Annotated in this window: 14 protein-coding genes and 1 pseudogene; 9 read left to right on the top strand and 6 right to left on the bottom strand. The window is 69.6% G+C overall.

Features of this window, described 5'->3' with window-relative positions:
• Positions 1 to 165: 165 nt before the first annotated feature.
• Positions 166 to 1,170 (bottom strand): LacI family DNA-binding transcriptional regulator, encoded by a 1,005-nt coding sequence (locus tag O7614_RS16615; protein ID WP_278139369.1) that lies wholly within the window; start codon positions 1,168 to 1,170, stop codon positions 166 to 168.
• A gap of 141 nt (positions 1,171 to 1,311) precedes the next feature.
• Here O7614_RS16615 and O7614_RS16620 point away from each other — a divergent pair, with 141 nt between their 5' ends.
• The 6 genes from O7614_RS16620 to O7614_RS16645 all read left to right on the top strand — a co-directional run bounded on the left by O7614_RS16620 (position 1,312) and on the right by O7614_RS16645 (position 7,955).
• The gene (locus tag O7614_RS16620) at positions 1,312 to 2,619 is read left to right on the top strand and encodes an extracellular solute-binding protein (protein ID WP_278139370.1); all 1,308 of its coding nucleotides are present in this window, start codon (positions 1,312 to 1,314) and stop codon (positions 2,617 to 2,619) included.
• Positions 2,616 to 3,614 (top strand): sugar ABC transporter permease, encoded by a 999-nt coding sequence (locus O7614_RS16625; RefSeq protein ID WP_278139371.1) that lies wholly within the window; start codon positions 2,616 to 2,618, stop codon positions 3,612 to 3,614. The genes O7614_RS16620 and O7614_RS16625 overlap by 4 nt, the downstream gene beginning before the upstream one ends.
• Positions 3,611 to 4,477, top strand: a complete 867-nt coding sequence (locus O7614_RS16630) for a carbohydrate ABC transporter permease (protein ID WP_278139372.1) — start codon at positions 3,611 to 3,613, stop codon at positions 4,475 to 4,477. The genes O7614_RS16625 and O7614_RS16630 overlap by 4 nt, the downstream gene beginning before the upstream one ends.
• A gap of 152 nt (positions 4,478 to 4,629) precedes the next feature.
• Entirely contained in the window at positions 4,630 to 6,840 is a 2,211-nt protein-coding gene (locus tag O7614_RS16635; protein WP_278139373.1) for a glycoside hydrolase family 3 N-terminal domain-containing protein, read from the top strand.
• 105 nt (positions 6,841 to 6,945) lie between these two features.
• Positions 6,946 to 7,200 (top strand): hypothetical protein, encoded by a 255-nt coding sequence (locus O7614_RS16640; protein ID WP_278139374.1) that lies wholly within the window; start codon positions 6,946 to 6,948, stop codon positions 7,198 to 7,200.
• A gap of 317 nt (positions 7,201 to 7,517) precedes the next feature.
• On the top strand, positions 7,518 to 7,955 hold the full coding sequence (locus O7614_RS16645; RefSeq protein ID WP_278139375.1) for a GNAT family N-acetyltransferase: 438 nt from the start codon (positions 7,518 to 7,520) through the stop codon (positions 7,953 to 7,955).
• Here the strand turns inward: O7614_RS16645 and O7614_RS16650 are convergent.
• Complete coding sequence (locus O7614_RS16650) at positions 7,952 to 8,860, bottom strand: NAD-dependent epimerase/dehydratase family protein (protein ID WP_278139376.1); 909 nt, start codon at positions 8,858 to 8,860, stop codon at positions 7,952 to 7,954. The genes O7614_RS16645 and O7614_RS16650 overlap by 4 nt on opposite strands.
• 172 nt (positions 8,861 to 9,032) lie before the next feature.
• Between O7614_RS16650 and O7614_RS16655 the strand changes: the two genes are divergently transcribed.
• The 3 genes from O7614_RS16655 to O7614_RS16665 all read left to right on the top strand — a co-directional run bounded on the left by O7614_RS16655 (position 9,033) and on the right by O7614_RS16665 (position 11,122).
• Positions 9,033 to 9,461 (top strand): VOC family protein, encoded by a 429-nt coding sequence (locus O7614_RS16655; protein ID WP_278139377.1) that lies wholly within the window; start codon positions 9,033 to 9,035, stop codon positions 9,459 to 9,461.
• Positions 9,462 to 9,540: 79 nt separating this feature from the next.
• The gene (locus O7614_RS16660) at positions 9,541 to 10,089 is read left to right on the top strand and encodes a hypothetical protein (protein WP_278139378.1); all 549 of its coding nucleotides are present in this window, start codon (positions 9,541 to 9,543) and stop codon (positions 10,087 to 10,089) included.
• Positions 10,090 to 10,177: 88 nt separating this feature from the next.
• Positions 10,178 to 11,122, top strand: coding sequence for an acyltransferase domain-containing protein (locus tag O7614_RS16665; protein WP_278139379.1), 945 nt, complete (start codon positions 10,178 to 10,180; stop codon positions 11,120 to 11,122).
• A 67-nt stretch (positions 11,123 to 11,189) separates the two neighbouring features.
• Here the strand turns inward: O7614_RS16665 and O7614_RS16670 are convergent, their stop codons facing one another.
• The 4 genes and pseudogenes from O7614_RS16670 to O7614_RS16690 all read right to left on the bottom strand — a co-directional run bounded on the left by O7614_RS16670 (position 11,190) and on the right by O7614_RS16690 (position 17,462).
• Entirely contained in the window at positions 11,190 to 14,024 is a 2,835-nt protein-coding gene (locus tag O7614_RS16670) for a PQQ-dependent sugar dehydrogenase (protein ID WP_278139380.1), read from the bottom strand.
• Positions 14,025 to 14,541: 517 nt separating this feature from the next.
• Positions 14,542 to 15,261 (bottom strand): annotated as a pseudogene (locus tag O7614_RS16680) (ThuA domain-containing protein); the annotation flags it as partial.
• 805 nt (positions 15,262 to 16,066) lie between these two features.
• Complete coding sequence (locus O7614_RS16685; protein ID WP_278142281.1) at positions 16,067 to 16,648, bottom strand: alpha/beta hydrolase; 582 nt, start codon at positions 16,646 to 16,648, stop codon at positions 16,067 to 16,069.
• Between the two features lie 4 nt (positions 16,649 to 16,652).
• Positions 16,653 to 17,462 carry a type II CAAX endopeptidase family protein gene (locus tag O7614_RS16690; RefSeq protein WP_278139381.1) on the bottom strand — a complete coding sequence of 270 codons (810 nt, stop codon included), beginning with the start codon at positions 17,460 to 17,462 and terminating at the stop codon, positions 16,653 to 16,655.
• Between the last annotated feature and the right edge of the window lie 51 nt (positions 17,463 to 17,513).

Consider the following 17,513-nt stretch of genomic DNA (forward strand, 5'->3'; position numbering starts at 1 on the left):
AGAGGTGGACCAGGAGCAACGAATGTTGACCACTGGCCACCAAATGAACGGGCAGCTCAGGCGGCATGTTGTCCGTGTTGGTCGACTATGCCCTCACCCTTGATCGATACAACGCCAAGTGATCTGGCCAGGCGCCGTGGCGTCGCGGTCCGCGTGGTGGCGGCGTCAGTGGTGTGGGCGGCAGGACGAGCGGATGACGAGTTCGGTGGGTAGCCGGATGTGGGTGTCGCGTTCGACGCCGGCGATGAGGTCGATGAGCAGGCGCAACGACTCGGCGCCCATCCGTTGCAGTGGCTGCATGATGGTCGTCAGCGGTGGGTTGACCAGCGCCGACTCCGGCACGTTGTCGAAGCCGATCACCGACAGGTCGTCGGGCACCGAGAGGCCCATGTCGCGGGCCACGGTCATCGTGGAGATCGCGGAGAGGTCGTTACCGGCGAAGATCGCGCTCGGCCGGTCGGTGAGGGCGAGGAGTTCGGCGGCGGTGCCGGCGGCGCTCTCGACCCGGAATCCGCCGACGCGGACGAGCTGCTCGTCCACCGGCACGCCGGCCTCGGCCATCGCACTGCGGAAGCCGGCCTCGCGCAGCTGCGCCGACTTCAGGTCGGCCCGTCCACTGATGTGCCCGATCCGCCGGTGGCCGAGGGACAGCAGGTAGTTGGTCGCCAGCACGGCGCCGGCGAAGTTGTCCGAATCGACGGTGGGTAGGTCGGACGGGCCGGTGTGCGGGTCGACGGCCACGACGTGGAAGCTGTGTTCGGTCTCGACCACGGTGGGCGTGACGATCACCGCCCCGTCGATGAGCGTGCCGGAGAGGCGGGCGAGCGAGCGCCTTTCCCATCCGACGGCGGCGCCCTCGCCGTCGCCGCTGGAGTAGGCCAGTAGTTGGTATCCGCTGCCGGCGATCTCCTGGGACGCCCCCTTCAGCAACTCGGTCGAGAACGGCTCGAACTCGGCGACCAGCATGCCGAGCACGTTGGTGCGGTGGCTGCGCAGGCTCTGCGCCCCCAGGCTGGCCTCGTAGCCGAGCTCGTGGATGACCTGCTGGACGCGCTCGACGGTCGCTTGGGCCACGCCGTAGCGACCGTTGACAACCTTCGATACTGTCGCGACCGAGACGCCGGCGGTACGTGCCACATCCGACATCTTGACGCGCTGCTGAAACACCACGTCGATGATGATAGGGCTCGTCCCGGGGGAGCGTCGCCAGCGATTCGAAAACGTTATCGATACCGATTGACATCAAGTTACATGACTGTAAAACTTCGCCGCAAAGCCGAGTACCGCGACTGACTAGTCGAGGAGACATCGATGGCAATGAAGCGGCGTGCCGGTGCCGTTATGGCACTGCTGATGACAGGTGTTCTCGCTACCGCCGGGTGCAGCGGCGGCGGCGAGGAGGCGGCCCCTCAGGGCGAGCTGTACAAGGACCCGGTGACCCTGACCTGGTGGCACAACGCCTCGCAGGACGGGCCCGGCAAGACCTACTGGGAGAAGGTCGCCAAGGACTTCTCCGCGCTTCACCCCACCGTCAAGATCGAGATCGAGGCGATCGAGACCAACCAGCTCCAGCGCACGCGGATCCCCGCCGCGCTGCTGAGCAGCGACCCGCCGGACATCTTCATGACCTGGGGCGGCGGCGAGATGGAAGAGCAGGTGGAGGCCGACTACCTCAAGGAGATCACCGACCAGACCAAGACCGAGGTCGGCAACATCGGCAGCCCCGCGGAGATCTGGCAGGTGAACGGCAAGCAGTACGGTCTGCCGTTCCGGATGGGCATCGAGGGCATCTGGTACAACAAGGAGATGTTCGCGCAGGCGGGCATCGCGGCACCGCCGACCACCTTCGAAGAACTCAACACGGCGGTCACCAAGCTCAAGGCGATCAACGTCGTCCCGATCGCGGTGGGCGCCGGTGACAAGTGGCCGGCCGCGCACTGGTGGTACAACATGGCGCTGCGTGCCTGCTCTGTCGACACCCTGAAGAAGGCGGCGAAGGACAAGACCTTCGACGATCCGTGCTTCCTCAAGGCCGGCCAGGACCTGAAGGCCTTCATCGACACCAAGCCGTTCCAGCCCAACTTCATCGCCACACCCGGCCAGAACGACCCGACCAGCGCCAACGGCATGCTCGCCAACGGCAAGGCCGCGATGGAGCTCATGGGCGACTGGAACCGCGGCACGCTGGACACCATCGCCACGGACAAGGCGAAGCTCGCGTCGTTCCTCGGCTGGTTCCCGGTGCCGGCGATCTCCGGTTCCCCGGGTGACCCGAAGGCGGCCCTCGGCGGTGGCGACGGGTTCTCCTGCGCCAAGAACGCCCCGGCCGAGTGCGTCGAGTTCCTCAAGTACATCGTGAGCCCCGAGGTGCAGAAGGGCTACGCCGAGACCGGCACGGGCCTGCCTGTCGCCAAGGGCGCCGAGGTCGGCGTGAAGGACCCCGCGCTGAAGTCCATCTCGGACGCCACCGCCGCCGCGAGCTACGTCCAGCTCTGGCTGGACACGGCGTACGGCAGCACCGTCGGCACCGCGATGAACGACGCTGTCGTCGCCATCTTCGCCGGCAACGGGACGCCTGAGAAGGTCGTCTCGGCGATGAAGGCGGCCGCAAGCAAGTGACCTCCGTCAACCAGATCCGTACGTCCGCCGGCGACGCCTCCGCGTCGCCGGCGGGCCCCCACGAGGCCGGACGCGCGTCCGCCCGCCGAGCCGCGACCCGCCGCAAGTGGTACGAGATCGTCGGGCTCACCACGCCGGCCGTCGCCGTGTACGTGATGTTCGTGCTGGTGCCGATGGGCTTCGCGGTCTACTACAGCCTGTTCCGGTGGCGCGGTGTCGGGCCCCCCACCGAGTTCGTCGGCCTGCGGAACTACACCCTCGCCTTCCAGGATCCGATCTTCCTCGACGCGTTGCGCAACAACGCCATCATCGTGTTCGGGTCGCTACTGATCCAGGGCCCGATCGCCCTGGGCATCGCCCTGCTGCTCAACCGTCGTTTCCGTGGGCGCTCCGTGTTCCGCCTGCTGGTGTTCGTGCCGTACGTGCTCGCCGAGGTCACCGTCGGCATCATGTGGAAGCTGCTGCTGACCGGCGGCGGCACCGTCGACGCGTTGCTGCAGGCAGTGGGACTGGGCAGTCTGGTGCAGGCCTGGCTCGCGGACCTGGACCTGGTCATCTGGACCCTGCTGGCCGTCCTCACCTGGAAGTACGTCGGCTTCGCCATCATCCTGCTGCTCGCCGGGCTGTCGAACGTGCCCGACGAGTTGACCGAGGCGGCGGCCATCGACGGCGCGAGCTGGTGGCAGATCCAACGGCACGTCACGATCCCGCTTCTCGGCCCGACGATCCGGATCTGGATGTTCCTGTCCATGATCGGTTCACTGCAGATCTTCGACATGATCTGGGTGACGTCGGTGCCCGCGGTGCGGTCCCTCGGCGCGTCGGCCACCATGGCGACCTACATGGTGGACAACGGGTTCTTTGCCCGGCTGTGGGGCTACGGCAACGCCGTGGCGGTAATCCTGTTCGTCATCTCCTTCGTGGCGGCGCTGCTGTTCCAGCGGTTCCTGCTGCGCCGTGACATCGATGGCGCCATCACCGGAAGGGCGAAGTGACGATGGCCGTGAACACCGTTGTGCCCGCGTCCACCGGGCGCCGTCAGGTCTCCTGGGGTACGCCGCTCACCTACGCGATCGCGCTCGCGGTCGCGGCCGTGTCGATCGCCCCGGTCATCTACGTGGTGATCGGCGGTTTCCGCACCACCCCGCAGATCGTCGCGGACCCGGCCGGCCTGCCCGACCCGTTGGTGTGGGACAACTACGCCCGGGTGCTGACCCAGAGCAACTTCTGGCAGCAGGCCTTCAACAGCGCGGTCATCGCCCTCGGCACCACGCTCGCCGTCGTCGTGCTCGGCCTGGCCGCCGCGTTCGTGCTCGCCCGCTACACCTTCCGCGGGCGGGAGGGGCTCTACACCTTCTTCACACTCGGCCTGCTGTTTCCGGCAGGGGCGGCGATCCTGCCGCTCTACCTCATGCTGCGCGACCTGAACCTGATCAACTCCTACTACGCGGTGATCCTCCCGCAGGTCGCCTTCTCACTGCCACTGACGATCGTGATCCTGCGTCCCTTCCTCTCGGCGATCCCGAGGGAACTGGAGGACGCCGCCTCGATCGACGGCGCGAGTCGGCTCGGTTTCCTCTGGCGCGTCGCGATGCCGCTGTCGCGGCCCGCGCTCGTCACCGTCGGCGTCCTGGCGTTCGTGGCGAGCTGGAACTCGTTCCTGCTGCCGCTGCTCGTCCTCAGCGACGTCGACCTGCACACCCTGCCGCTGGGCGTGCAGAACTTCTCCAGCCAGTACTCCACCGACACGGCGGGCGTCCTCGCCTTCACCTCGCTGGCAATGCTGCCGGCACTGCTCTTCTTCACGCTCGCGGAGAAGCAGATCGTCGGTGGCCTGCAAGGCGCGGTCAAGGGCTGAGCAACAGCGGCACGAGCGCAACCAGAGGAAGGCACAGCATGAGTGAGGTCCACGCGGTGGTGGAGGGGCCGGCGCCGGCTCAGGCGGGCCCGAACCACGGCCGGTCGGACGGGCACGACGGCGGGGCACGGCTACGCGATCTCCTCGAGCGAATGACGATCGATGAGAAGGTCGCCCAGCTCGTCGGTTTCTGGGAGAAGGAGGACGGCGAGGCGGTCGCGCCGCTGCAGGGGGAGTTCGGCGACGCCGTCAAACTCGAGGACTTCTCCCGGCACGGGCTCGGCCACCTCACCCGCGCGTACGGCACCCGCCCGGTGGACGCGGCGCAACGCGCGTCGTGGCTGTGGAAGTTCCAGCGGGATCTGGTCACCGGGACCCGGCTCGGTATCCCGGCGATCGTCCACGAGGAGTGCCTCACCGGGCTGTCGGCATGGAAGGCTGCGACCTTCCCCACCCCACTGGCCTGGGGTGCCGCGTTCAACCCCGAACTGGTCACCGAGATGGCCGAGGCGATCGGCGCCTCGATGCGGGCCCTGGGCATCCACCAGGGGCTCTCCCCGGTGCTCGACGTGATCCGCGACCCTCGGTGGGGTCGGGTGGACGAGTGCATCGCCGAAGACCCGTACCTGGTCGGCACCATCGGCACGTCGTACGTGCGCGGCCTGCAGTCGCAGGGAGTACACGCCACCCTCAAGCACTTCGCCGGCTACTCCGCCTCGCGCGCCGGGCGCAACTTCGGCCCGGTCCACATCGGCCAGCGGGAACTGGCCGACGTGCTGCTCCTCCCGTTCGAGATGGCGCTCATCGACGGCGACGCGCGCAGTGTCATGCACTCGTACACCGAGATCGACGGGGTGCCCGTCGCCGCCGACCCGACGATGCTGACCGGCATCCTGCGAGACCGGTGGGGCTTCGACGGCACGGTGGTGGCCGACTACTACGGGGTCGCGTTCCTGAACCTGCTGCACCACGTGGCGGGCGACCACGCGGAGGCGGCCGGGCAGGCATTGACGGCCGGTGTCGACGTCGAACTGCCCACCGGCGACGCCTACCTGACCCTGCGGCAGTCGGTGCGGGCGGGCGCTGTCGACGAGGCGCTCATCGACCGCGCGGTCCTGCGGGTGCTGCGTCAGAAGCAGGACCTGGGCCTGCTCGACGCGACCTTCGACGACGAGCCGCCCCAGGCGATCGACCTCGACTCGCCCGAGCACCGGTCGATCGCCCGCCGGCTCGCCGAGGAATCGATCGTGCTGGTCGCCAACCGGGACGCGCTGCCGCTGCCGGCGGGTCGACGGGTCGCCCTCATCGGCCCGAACGCCGACCGGCAGGGCGCGCTCTTCGGGTGCTACTCGTTCCTCAACCACGTCCTCGTCCAGCACCCTGGCGTGGAGACCGGCATCGAGGTGCCGACAGTGCTCGACGCCGTGCGCGTCGAGTTCGGCGACGACCTCGTCACCTGGGCACACGGCTGCGACGTGGACACCGATGACCGCTCCGGCTTCGACGAGGCGGTCGCCACGGCGAGCGGCGCGGACATCGCCGTCCTGGTCGTCGGCGACCACGCCGGCCTCTTCGGGCGCGGCACGGTCGGCGAGGGCTGCGACCGGGACGACCTGGAGTTGCCCGGCGTCCAGCGCGAACTGGTCGAGGCGGTGCTGGCAACCGGGACACCGGTCGTCCTCGTGCTGCTCACCGGCCGGCCGTACGCAATCGGCTGGGCGCTCTCGCGCTGCGCCGCGGTGGTGCAGGCGTTCTTCCCGGGAGAGGAAGGCGCCGGGGCGATCGCGGGAGTGCTCTCCGGGCGGGTCAACCCGTCGGGCAGGCTTCCGGTCACCCTGCCCGGGTCGGCCGGCGCGCAGCCGTACTCCTACCTGCACCCCACCCTCGGCACTGGCAACGAGGTGACCAACCTGCCGGCGACGCCGGTGGCGCCGTTCGGTCACGGCCTGTCCTACACGACGTTCGCGTACAGCGATCTCGCCGTGCCGGCCACCGTGACCACCGACGGAGCGATAGCGGTGACCGTGCGGGTGACCAACACCGGCACGGTCGCCGGCGACGACGTGATCCAGCTCTACGGTCGCGACCTGGTCGCCTCGGTCACCCGGCCGGTGTCGCAGCTGCTCGGCTACCGGCGGGTCCACCTGGAACCGGGCCAGTCCATCACGGTCGAGCTGACGGTCCCCACCACCCGGCTGGCCTTCTCCGACCGCACGTTCACCCGCGTCGTGGAGGCCGGCGACGTCGAACTCTGGGTCGGCACCAGCGCGCGACGTGACGCTCAGGCGCTGACCACGCTGGTCGGTGAGACCGTCCCGGTCACCACCGCGTCCCCGCGCTGGACCACTACCGACATCCGCTGAAGCCGGTCCGTCGTCGTCCCCAGTGGACTGCCGACGGACCGGCCCCGGCTCGCGTGCCGGTTCCCGTCGCCCTCCTGATCGTGGCGGGGGCCGGTACGACGCCGAATGGTCCGTCCACCGGCAGGTGCGCTGTCGATCGAGGCGGACGCCGACGGGCTGACGTTCCGCCTGCGCGGGTTCGCGACGCGACTGCCCTGGGAATCGGTCGAGTCGTTGACGGTGGTGAAGACCGGGGAGAGCGGGGGCAGGGGAAACCGGGAGATTCGGCTCCGGGTCGATCCGCGGCTGGCCGAGTACCTGGCCCAGCAGCGCCGCATTACCCTGACCCTCTCTGGCCGATCATGGAGTTGTGGTGGGTGATGAAAGCCGCTGTTCACCAGGTTCCGGGCACCACAACTCCATGATCGACGCGGACGGCACGCGCGCGGTGAGGTGTCGAGAACGGTGGAGAGGTACGAGGACATCTTCCTGCTCTGCTACGTCCGCGGCCCCGAGGGCATCGTCGTCGGGCTGGCCCAGGAACGTCGCTGACGGCCCTCCCGTGGTCTGGCGGACGCCACAGGGATGTAGGGGCCGCACGAGCGGAGGACACCACTACCTCCCTGACGGTGCGCGCGACCCCTCGGCCGGGCGGTGCGCGGGCAGCGCCTGCCCGCCGCCGTCGCTACGCTCAGGGCATGTTCCGTGCGGCAGGGCCCGACGACTTCGCGCAGATCATCCACCTCTACCGGCAGTTGAACCCGGACGATCCGGTGCTGGACGACGGCGCGGACCTGGCGGCGTACCAGCGGATCCTGGACACCCCCGGACTCACTCTGTTCGTCCTCGACCTGGACGGGGTGGTCGTCGCCACGACGTACCTCAACGTCGTCCCCAACCTCAGCCGGTCGGCGTCGCCGTACGCCGTCGTCGAGAACGTCGTCGTCGAGGAGTCCCGGCGGGGCACCGGTCTGGGTCGGCAGATCATGGCCGGCACGCTCCAGGCCGCCTGGGACGCGGGCTGCTACAAGGCGATGCTGATGACGGGCTCGCGTACCCCCGCGACACACGCCTTCTACCGCGCCTGCGGGTTCGCGCCCGACGTCAAGACCGCGTACCTCGCGCGACCGAGCTAGGCCGGGAAGGTCTCGCGCAGCGCGGAGTCCAGCGATCGGCCGGTTGTCGGCTCGATGAAAAGTTCGGCGAGCAGGAGGTCGGCGAGGTGGCTGGGGTTGACCCCGGACTCCTTGCGACCGACGGTCTGCAACGCGCCGCCGAGTCGCAGGGCGGTTCTTGCCGCGCCGGCCGGCAGTCGGGTGATCCGGCGGCGTCGACCGACCGCCTCGGCGATGCGCGCGAGCATGTCGTGCCAGGTGAGGTTCTCGTCGGCGACCGGGATGTCCGCGCCGCTGGCCTGCTCCAGGGCGTCGGCCGCGACCTCCGCCACGCTGCGCGCCGAGGCCGCGGCGCTTCCGCCGGTCGGCGCCACCAGAGGTGTACGTGAGCGCGCCCACCGGTCCAGCGGGCCGGCCCAGTTCGGCAGCCGGTCGCCGGCCCGACCGAAGACGAAGGGCAGTTCGAGGACGGCGACCGGCAGATCCGGGCCGGCCGCCGCCCGTCCCCGCCGGGCCTGCTCCAGGCGGCAGCGGATGTACGTGTGCCGATCGGTCAGCCGCCACTGCGGATGCAACCTGTCGAAGTAGGTGTAGTACGAGCCCATGATGACCCCACGGGTGAGGCCCTCGGCGCGGGCGGCGGTGAACAGGCGTACCACCGGGTCGACGTTGTCGCGGCGGAACTGCGGGTAGATCGGCTTGGGCAGCGGCCGTTGCTCGTCGGTCCGGGTGGCGTGCACGACGCCGTCGTGACCGGCGAGCAACGACCGAAGGTCGTCGATCGAGGCGGACCCCACGTCGAGCAGGTGGTCGACTTCCGGATGGGCGGTACGCGCCACCGAGGTCGTGGCATGGCCGCGCGCACGCAGCACCTTCACCACGTGAGCGCCGATCAGGCCGCTGCCACCCATCACCAGAATCCGCACACCACATCGTCCACTCTGGAGCAGCATGGTTGTCAACCCACGGCCACCACTGGTCGCGCCGTATACGTTCAGTGACGGGTGCCTGACTGCGAAACCGTCGGTGCGGATGCGACGGCGCGAGGTGCGTCCACGGTGCGGTACGGCGAGAATGGGCACCCGGAGGTGATCGAGCATGGGCGATCAGGAGAGCGTGCCCCAATTGGGTTCGGTGGTGCTGGACGGCACCGACGCGCGGGTGCTGGCCGAGTTCTACCGACACCTGCTCGGCTACGTCTACCGGCCCGGCGACGAGCCACCAACGGCCGGTCAGGACGACGAGCGTGGTCGTGACTGGCTGGTGCTGAGGTCCAACGACGGCAGCACACAGCTCGCGTTTCAGCAGGTGGATCACCTGCCGGAGACGACCTGGCCACAGAACGACGTGCCTCAGCAACTGCACCTGGACCTCACCGTGGAGTCCGTCGCGGAGTTGCTGGTCCAGCACGAGCGCGTCCTGCGCCTCGGTGGCCGACTGCGCTACGACCGCATCGAGGATCCCGACGAGCCGCTACGCGTGTACGCCGACCCGGCCGGTCACCCGTTCTGCGTTCTCGTGGGGTAGTCGCGGCGAGGGCACCACGCGCCCCCCGATGGCATAGGTTCGACGTGCTGAACACCATCGTCGGGAAACGGGGACGAGAATGCCGGAACCGCGCGCCTTCTGGCTGGATGAGCAGTTCGACCGTGAGCACGGCACCGACGGACGCGGCCGGTACGAGGCGGAGGTGCTCCGTCGGATCGGCGAGTTCGACGAGACCTGGGGTGACTTCGCGCCGGTCTCGTTCGCGGCGACGGCCTGGCAGGTGGCCACCGCGCTGTCACCGGGCTTCGTTCGCTGGCACCGGCGGATCATCTCGGCGACCTGCGCCCGCAGCCCGTGGGACGGCAGCATGGTCTGCGCGGTCACGGTGGTCTCCGGCTGGCCCGCCGAGCTGACCTGGACCAAGCAGTGGCAACGCGACCGCGGCTGGCGGGACTGGCCGCAGCTGTTCGGCCAGTTCACCACACCCACCGATCAGGACCAGACGCGTAGCCCGCATCTTCGCGCCCTGCTCCAGGTGGACGCGCGCCGCTTCCGCTCGACGACCTGCCGCCGACACCCGACGGACCGGACGACGGCGTCGCCGCCGCCGCGCGTCGGGCGGTCGTGGTGCTGGCCCGGAACCTCAACGACCTCCTGGCGCCGATGATCGGGCAACTCGACGCCGGGGTGCCCGCAGACTCCTGAGACCATCCTGCGGGCAGACCGCCGACCGTCCCGCCGGTAGGGTCAGCCAGGTGGACCTGCACGACACCGCCGCTCGGCTCGGAGTCCCCGTCGAGGAGGTCGAGCGCGTCGCGCAGCTCGCCGGCGATCGACAGTCGGTTCCGCTGCCCGCCAAGGCCGACGCTCCCGCGCTGCTCGATCGGCTCGCGGTGCGGCCGGACGCCGCCGCCGAGATCATGGCGGGCTGGCCCGACCCGGCGTCGCCACTGTGGACGCCGGAGCTGCGCTGGCTGCTCGACCGGTCGATCGCCCTGCAACATGCCGACCTCGGCGGCCACGGCTGGCTGGTGCCCGGTCCGGAGCTGCCCCGCGACCGGGGTCCCGCCTGGCGGCACCTCTACGTGTACGCGTACCTGGCCCTGGTCGACGTCGCCCGGGGATACCACCGCGACCACGACGTCCCCGACGACGTGTCGTGGGTGAGCCTCGCGGACCTCGGCCGCAACCTCGCGATCGACCGGCGGATGCGCGGTGAGGGTTGGCCGGTCATGCAGGCGTGGTTGACGCTGCACGTGCGCGGCAGCGTCTACGAGCTGGGCCGGCTGCAACACCACCGCGGCGACGCGGCCATCAGCCTGCACGTCCCCGACACGGGGCCGCTGACCCCCGAGTTGGTCACGGCGTCGCTGGACGACGCGCGGGTGTTCTTCGCGCGGCACTTTCCGGACGAGCCCTACACCGCGTTCTCCTGCGGTTCGTGGCTTCTCGACCCGCAGTTGCGGGAATACCTACCCGAAGGTTCCAACATCGTCCGGTTCCAGCAGATGTTCGAGCTGGCTCCCTACGAGGAGAAGGACGGTCCGGACGCCGACGTCGAGGTGCTGCGTTTCGTGTTCCGCACCCTGAGCACCCCGCTGGACCAGTTGCCCCGCCGCACCGTGCTCCAACGCGCGATCGTCGATCACCTCATGGCGGGTCGGCACTGGCACTGGCGGCACGGCCGCTTCCCGATCTAGCCACCCCCACGGCCAAGGCCGACGGGCTCGGTGGGCCCGGCCCGTGACGGACCGGGCCCACCGCTCGTCAGTTGTTCGTCAGGATGAATCTCTCCCACGAGCCGACCGACGTACGGTTCGCGATCAGCGATCCCGCTCCGGCGTTCTCGGCGGCCACGATCTGGTTGTTGACCGTGGCGCGCAGACTCACCGTCCCATCCGAGTTGGTGATGAGCTGGAACGTCTCCCACGCCCCGACCGTCGTACGGTTGGCGATCAACGGCTCCGCACCCGCGTTCTCGGCGCAGACGTACAGCCCGTTGGCGCGTGACCGCAGGGCGATGGTGCCGTTGCCGGCGTCCACCCGGTCGAACTGTTCAGTGGTCCCGATGCTGGCCTTGTTGGCGATCAGCGCGCTGGTGCCCACCGCCGACACGTACTGGTTGTTGACCTGAGCCCGGAGGCTGATTCCCCCGGAGGGGGTGGTGGTGGTGCCCGTGGTGAAGGTGAACGCGTCGACGTCGAACAGGTAGCCGGACCCACCTTTGAACACCAGGTACAGCGTGGTCGACGCGGTGGGCGGGTTGCTGATCGCGCCGGACACCTCGGTGAAGGTCTCCCAGTTCCCGGTCACCGGCACCGTCACGGTGCCCAGCAGGGTGCCGGTGGCCGATCCGGCCCGGACCTCGATGGTGCCGCCGGCGCCGGCCGACGACGCCCGGACGGTGAAGCGGTTGGCGTTGGCCAGGTTGTACGGCTGGTACGAGATCCAGTCGTTGTTCTCGATGAATCCGGCCGTGCGGCCACCCTCGGCGCTGGTGTGGTCGGTCGCCTGGACACCGGACTGAGCGCTGAAGTGCTCGCCCTGGCGGTGCTTCGGCTGCAGCGTCTTGATGCTGTGCGTGGTGAGGCCACCGTTGTCGGTGTACGCGGCGTCGAAGACTCCGTAGATGTTGGCCGCCGAGTCGTGCTCCCCGTCGGTCGGGACGGTGATCGAGCCGCTGCACCCGGTCTTCGAGGTGATCTGGTGCGCGTGGCTGTCGTGGCCCAGCGCGTAGGTCAGGCTCACCTTGGAACAGTCGACAGTGCCGTCCTGCGGGTCGCTCACACTGATCTGGTACGACACCGTGTCACCGAAGTTGAACAGCTGCCCGTCGGCGGGCGAGGTGAGCGTCACCGTCGGGGCCGTGTTGCCGACGGTGACGACCAGGCTCGCCGTACCGGACAGGCCGGCCGGGTCGGTGACCTTCAACGTGGGGGAGTACGTGCCGTTCGTGGTGTACGTCTTGGTGGGGTTCGCCGCCGTCGACGTCGTGCCGTCGCCGAACGTCCACAGGTAGCTCAGCGCCCCACCTTCGGGGTCGGAGCTACCGGCCGACGAGAAGTTGACCGTCAGCGGGTTGGCCCCCGAGGTGGGATTGGCCGAGGCGACCGCGATGGGGCTGCGGTTGCCGCCACCGATGTACTCGATCCGGAACAGCGCCTGGTTGTTCGACCCGGTGCCGTAGTCCAGCACGTAGAGCGCCCCGTCCGGGCCGAAGGCCATGTCCATGACCTGCGTGCCGGACCACGGGAAGTTGGAGATCTCCCCGCGCGAGCCGTCGGAGTTGACAGCGATCGCCTTGATCCAGCGGCGGCCGTACTCGCCGGCGAAGAACTGGCCGTTGAGCGACTGCGGGAACTTGATGCTGGAGTTCAGCGACGCGTCGTACCGGTAGACCGGGCCGCCCATCGGCGACTCGGAGCCGCTGCCGAACTCCGACGGTGACCCGGAGTCGCCGGCGTACTTGATCCAGGCCGGCTTCGCCGCGGGCAGCGTGCCGAGCCCGGTGTTGCGGAACGAGTTGTTGGTCGGCCCGCCCGTGCAGTTGTACTTCGACTGCGACGGCCCGGACGGGAAGGTGTATTCATTGTATGTTTCGGTGCTGGTGTTGGTGCCGGTGCAGTACGGCCAGCCGTAGTTGCCCGGCGCCGTGATGCGGTTGAACTCCACCTGACCCTGGGGGCCCCGGCTGGAGTTCGTGGACCCGGCGTCCGGGCCGTAGTCGCCGAGGTAGACGACACCGGTGGCCTTGTCGACGCTCATCCGGAACGGGTTGCGCAGACCCATCGCGTAGATCTCCGGACGGGTGTTGGCCGTGCCGGGCGCGAACAGGTTGCCCGACGGGATGGTGTACGTGCCGTCCGCCTGCGGCTTGATCCGCAGCAGCTTGCCGCGCAGGTCGTTGGTGTTGCCCGCGGTGCGCTGGGCGTCGAACTGCGGGTTGCGGTTGGTCCGCTCGTCCAGCGGCGAGTAGCCGGACGACTCGAACGGGTTGGTGTCGTCGCCGGTGGTCAGGTACAGGTTCCCGGCGGCGTCGAAGTCCAGGTCACCGCCGACGTGACAGCACTGCCCACGGTCGTTGGCGACCTGGAGCACGATCTTCTCGCTGCCCAGGTTGAGCGTGTCGTCGGAGTTGAGGGTGAACCGGGACAGCCGCAGGTGCCCCTTCCACCGGTCCCAGTCCGACTGCGAGCCGGTGGTCGGGGCGTCCCCGGACGGGGTGCTCAACGTGGGCGAGTAGTACAGGTAGATCCACCGGTTGGTGGCGAAGTTGGGGTCGACGGCGACGCCCTGCAACCCCTCCTCGTCGTGCGTGTAGACCGACAGGGTGCCGGATGTCTTGGTGTTGCCGGCCACGTCGGTGACCCGCAGGACGCCGTTGCGGGCGGTGTGCAGGACCGAGCGGTTGGGCAGGACGGCCAGGGACATGGCCTCACCCAGCTCGGCCGAGCCGGTGGCGAGTTTGACCTGCTGGTAGTCGGAGGCGGGGATGACCGCCGCCTGCGCGGTCGACGGTGCGGCCACGGCCAGGGTCACGCTCGCGGCGGCGGTGACTGCCGCGACGAGGGCCCGGGACCAGCGCCGGGATTTCGAGAGCATGATCGTCCTTCCTCGACGATCGGGGGCCGGGCGTGCGGGGACGCACCACGGCCGAGGGGGTGGTGACGAGTGAGCCGTGGCGCGGTCAGTTCGTGACGAGGTCGAACTTCTCCCACTGGCCGATGGCGGTCCGGTTGGCGATCAACGGCGAGGCGCCCGCGTTGTCGGCGGCGACGTAACGGTTGTTCACGGTGGCGCGCAGGCTCACCGTGCCGTCGGAGTTGCGCACCAGCTGGAACGTCTCCCAGGCGCCGGCGGAGGCGCGGTTGGCGATCAGCGCGGCGGCACCGGCGTTCTCGGCCGCGACGTACTGCCCGTTGCTCTTGGCGCGCAGCGCCACGTTGCCGTTGGCGAGGTTGACCAGGTCGAACCGCTCGCTGGTGCCGGCGGAGGACTTGTTGGCGATCAGCGCGGTGGTGGAGTTGGGTGCGCTCACGAACTGGTTGTTGGCCCGGGCCTTCAGGGTGGAGCCGCTGGTGGTGGGCGGCGGGGTGGTGGGCGGCGGGGTGGTCGTCCGCGGCGAGCAGTCGGCGGTCACCGAACCCGCGGCGACCTGGAGGCCGCCGAGCAGCATCCGGGTGAAGTTCGGGTCGGTGTACGACGCCTCGGTGTGGCCCAGACCCGTGTACCAGGCCCGCCCACCGCCGTACGCCTTGCACCAGGTGATCGGGTGGTCGCCGCTCATGTTGCCGCCGCTGTAGGACGACTCGTCGAGGTTGGCCAGTACCCGCGCGCTCGACCGGGGGTTGGTGCGGTAGTTGTACCACTCGTCGGAGCGCACCCAGGTCGCACCGAGGTGGGCCGTCGACGGGTTGGTCTGGTCCTCGATCCGCACGGTGGCGGTCTGGATCGCCGGGTGCGAGTCGAAGTACGCGCCGACCAGTTGGCCGTACCACGGCCAGTTGTACTCGGTGTCGGCGGCGGCGTGCACGCCGACGTATCCGCCGCCGGCGGCGATGTACGACTCGAAGGCCGTCTGCTGGCTGGAGTTGAGGACGTCGCCGGTCGTGGACAGGAAGACCACCGCCTGGTACTGGGCCAGGTTGGAGGTGGTGAACTGGTTGGCGTCCTCGGTGGCGGTCACGGTGAAGCCGTTGGCCGAGCCGAGCTGCTGGATCGCGGCGATGCCGTTCGGGATGGACGAGTGGCGGAAGCCCGCGGTCTTGCTGAACACCAGGACCTTGGTCAGCGGTGCCGCCGAGGCCGGTGTCGTGAGGATTGCCAAGCTGGTCAGCATCACGGCCAGGCCGGTGACGAGTGCCAACAGGCGGGAACGGGAACGCATGGGGGTGCTCCTCTGCTGAGCGTCGACCCTGGCGCGCACGTCACGTGGGCGTGCGAGCTCGCCGAGGCCGCGATGGCGGTGGTACGGAGCCGGGCCGCCGATGCTCGGCTGAGATGCTGCGGGGTGGTGCCATGCCGGTGGAGTCGTCCCGCAGGGGGTGTGCGCGACGCTGCGCCGTGCGGGTTGCCGTGCCGGTGCTCCCCGCCCGCCGAGGGGGGAGCATCGCGTCGCTACCGACAGTGCCAGGAGACGGCTGGCGCACCGGCGTCGACCAATCGCGATCGCACCGCCGAGGAGTCTGCCGCCCACAGTGGACGATCGGAGCTCATCGACTTCTATCGCTGACGCAGTAAACCTCCGATGTCTGCGCCCCGTCAAGCCCACGCCCGTCGGCGTCGACCGCCCGAGGTGGGTATTGCGACGCCGCGCCCGGTCACGACGGTCCGGCGCGGCAACGGCCGGCCGTTCGGCAGGACGAGTCGGTGACGTCGGAAGTGGCCCCGGGTGCGTGGACGTGTTCGATCCCGTCGCCGACGAGTGTCCCCCGGCGGCCCGCAGGTGTATCGGTGGGATGTCTTTGGAGCTGAATCGTTTGTGGCATCACGGCCACGTGTCGGTGACGCCAGGCAGTGGTCTCTCGGCGGGGCGCTGGCCGTACCTCGGTTTGGTCCTGGAGAGGGCTGGCCCCGCTGGCGGCCGAATCGTTTACGACATCAGCTCCATAGCGGCGGTCGGTGGTAATGCCCTCCCGGCCCGATCATTCCTGGCCGGACGGTGCGGCACTGTCCGCGCCTCTGGTGGCCATGATGATGAGGCCGGCGATCGTCTCCGGGTGGGTGACCATGGCGAGGTGGGAGGACTCGACCTCGGTCGTGGTCGCGTTCATCCGCTCGGCCAGGAACCGTTCCAACTCGGGTGCCGCGGTGCGGTCCTGGGTGGAGACCGAGTAGTAGCAGGGCTTGTCCCGCCAGGCGGCGACAGTCGTGCGGCCCATGAAGAGGCCGTCGGCGATCGGTCCCTGCACGGCGTAGAGCGAGCGGGCGCGGACCTCGTCGACTCCGCCCGCGAAGTCGTCGAGGAACGCCGCCTCGCCGAGCTGTGCGTACCCGCCGTGGTGGACGAGACCGGCGTTCGCCGGGGGCGTCGGATACTTCGTCGCGAGGGCGGCGTAGTCCTCGCCGGCGTCCGGGGCGCGGGCGGCGACGTACACCAGGGCGGTGACGTTCGGGTGGTTGCCGGCCTCGCTGATGACCGTGCCGGCCCAGGAGTGGCCCACCAGCACCGTCGGCCCGTCCTGGCGGTCGAGGGCGCGGTTGGTGGGCCGAACGCGGAGGTTCAGCCGGTCACCGTGCCAGCTCTGGTGCGACGGCCCGCCAGTCCAGGTGGTGCCGGTAGAGGTGTCGCACGACGATCCAGCTGACCGAGAACGGGACGGCCCCCATCGCCACGACTCCCAGGACGTCGGACCCGACCACGTCGAAGACCGACCCCACGTCGCCGAACAGTTGCGCGACAGTCTGGAAGGCGACGTGGAAGCCGATGCCCGCCCAGATGTCGCCGGTCGCGGTCCGGAAGGCGCCCAGCAGGAGCGCGAAGACGAAGAAGAGCGCGAGCCGGTCGACGGACCGGGCGGCCCCGACGAGGAACCCGAACAGTGTGAACAGCACGGCCTGCCCCACGGCGGCCTGCCATGCCGGCAACCGGGTGGCGAGGTTGCGCTGCAGGTAGCCTCGGAAGATCAGCTCCTCCGGCAGCGCCTCCTTGAGGAAGACGAGCACCACCAGCAACGCCGCCACGCGCGACACGTCCCCGACGGACGTCCGCACGCTGATCTCGACCCAACCGAGGCCGAGGCAGAGCGCGAACCCCACCCCGGCGGGGACCAGCCAGCAGGCCATACCGAGCAGCAGACGCCGCCAGCCCTCGCGTAGCGACGGCAATCCGAGGCCGGCCCACGGACGTCGGTCCAGGAGGCGACGGGCGACAATCACCAGGGGTACGACGAGCGCCGTGGTGAGGATCGCCCCGACGGCGTGGGTCGTGCGGTCGTAGTCGCGACCCAGTAGGGCCTTCAGGGACAGCCACACCAGCACGGCGCCGGCGGACACGACGAGGATCCGCCAGGGCAGGGCGAGACGAGGTCCGGCGCTCACCACGCGCAGCGTAGCCGGCGGCGTCAACGGTGGGCGCGAGGCCCGAAACTC

The organism is Micromonospora sp. WMMD961 (assembly GCF_029626145.1).
In the GTDB taxonomy this organism is placed as follows: domain Bacteria; phylum Actinomycetota; class Actinomycetes; order Mycobacteriales; family Micromonosporaceae; genus Micromonospora.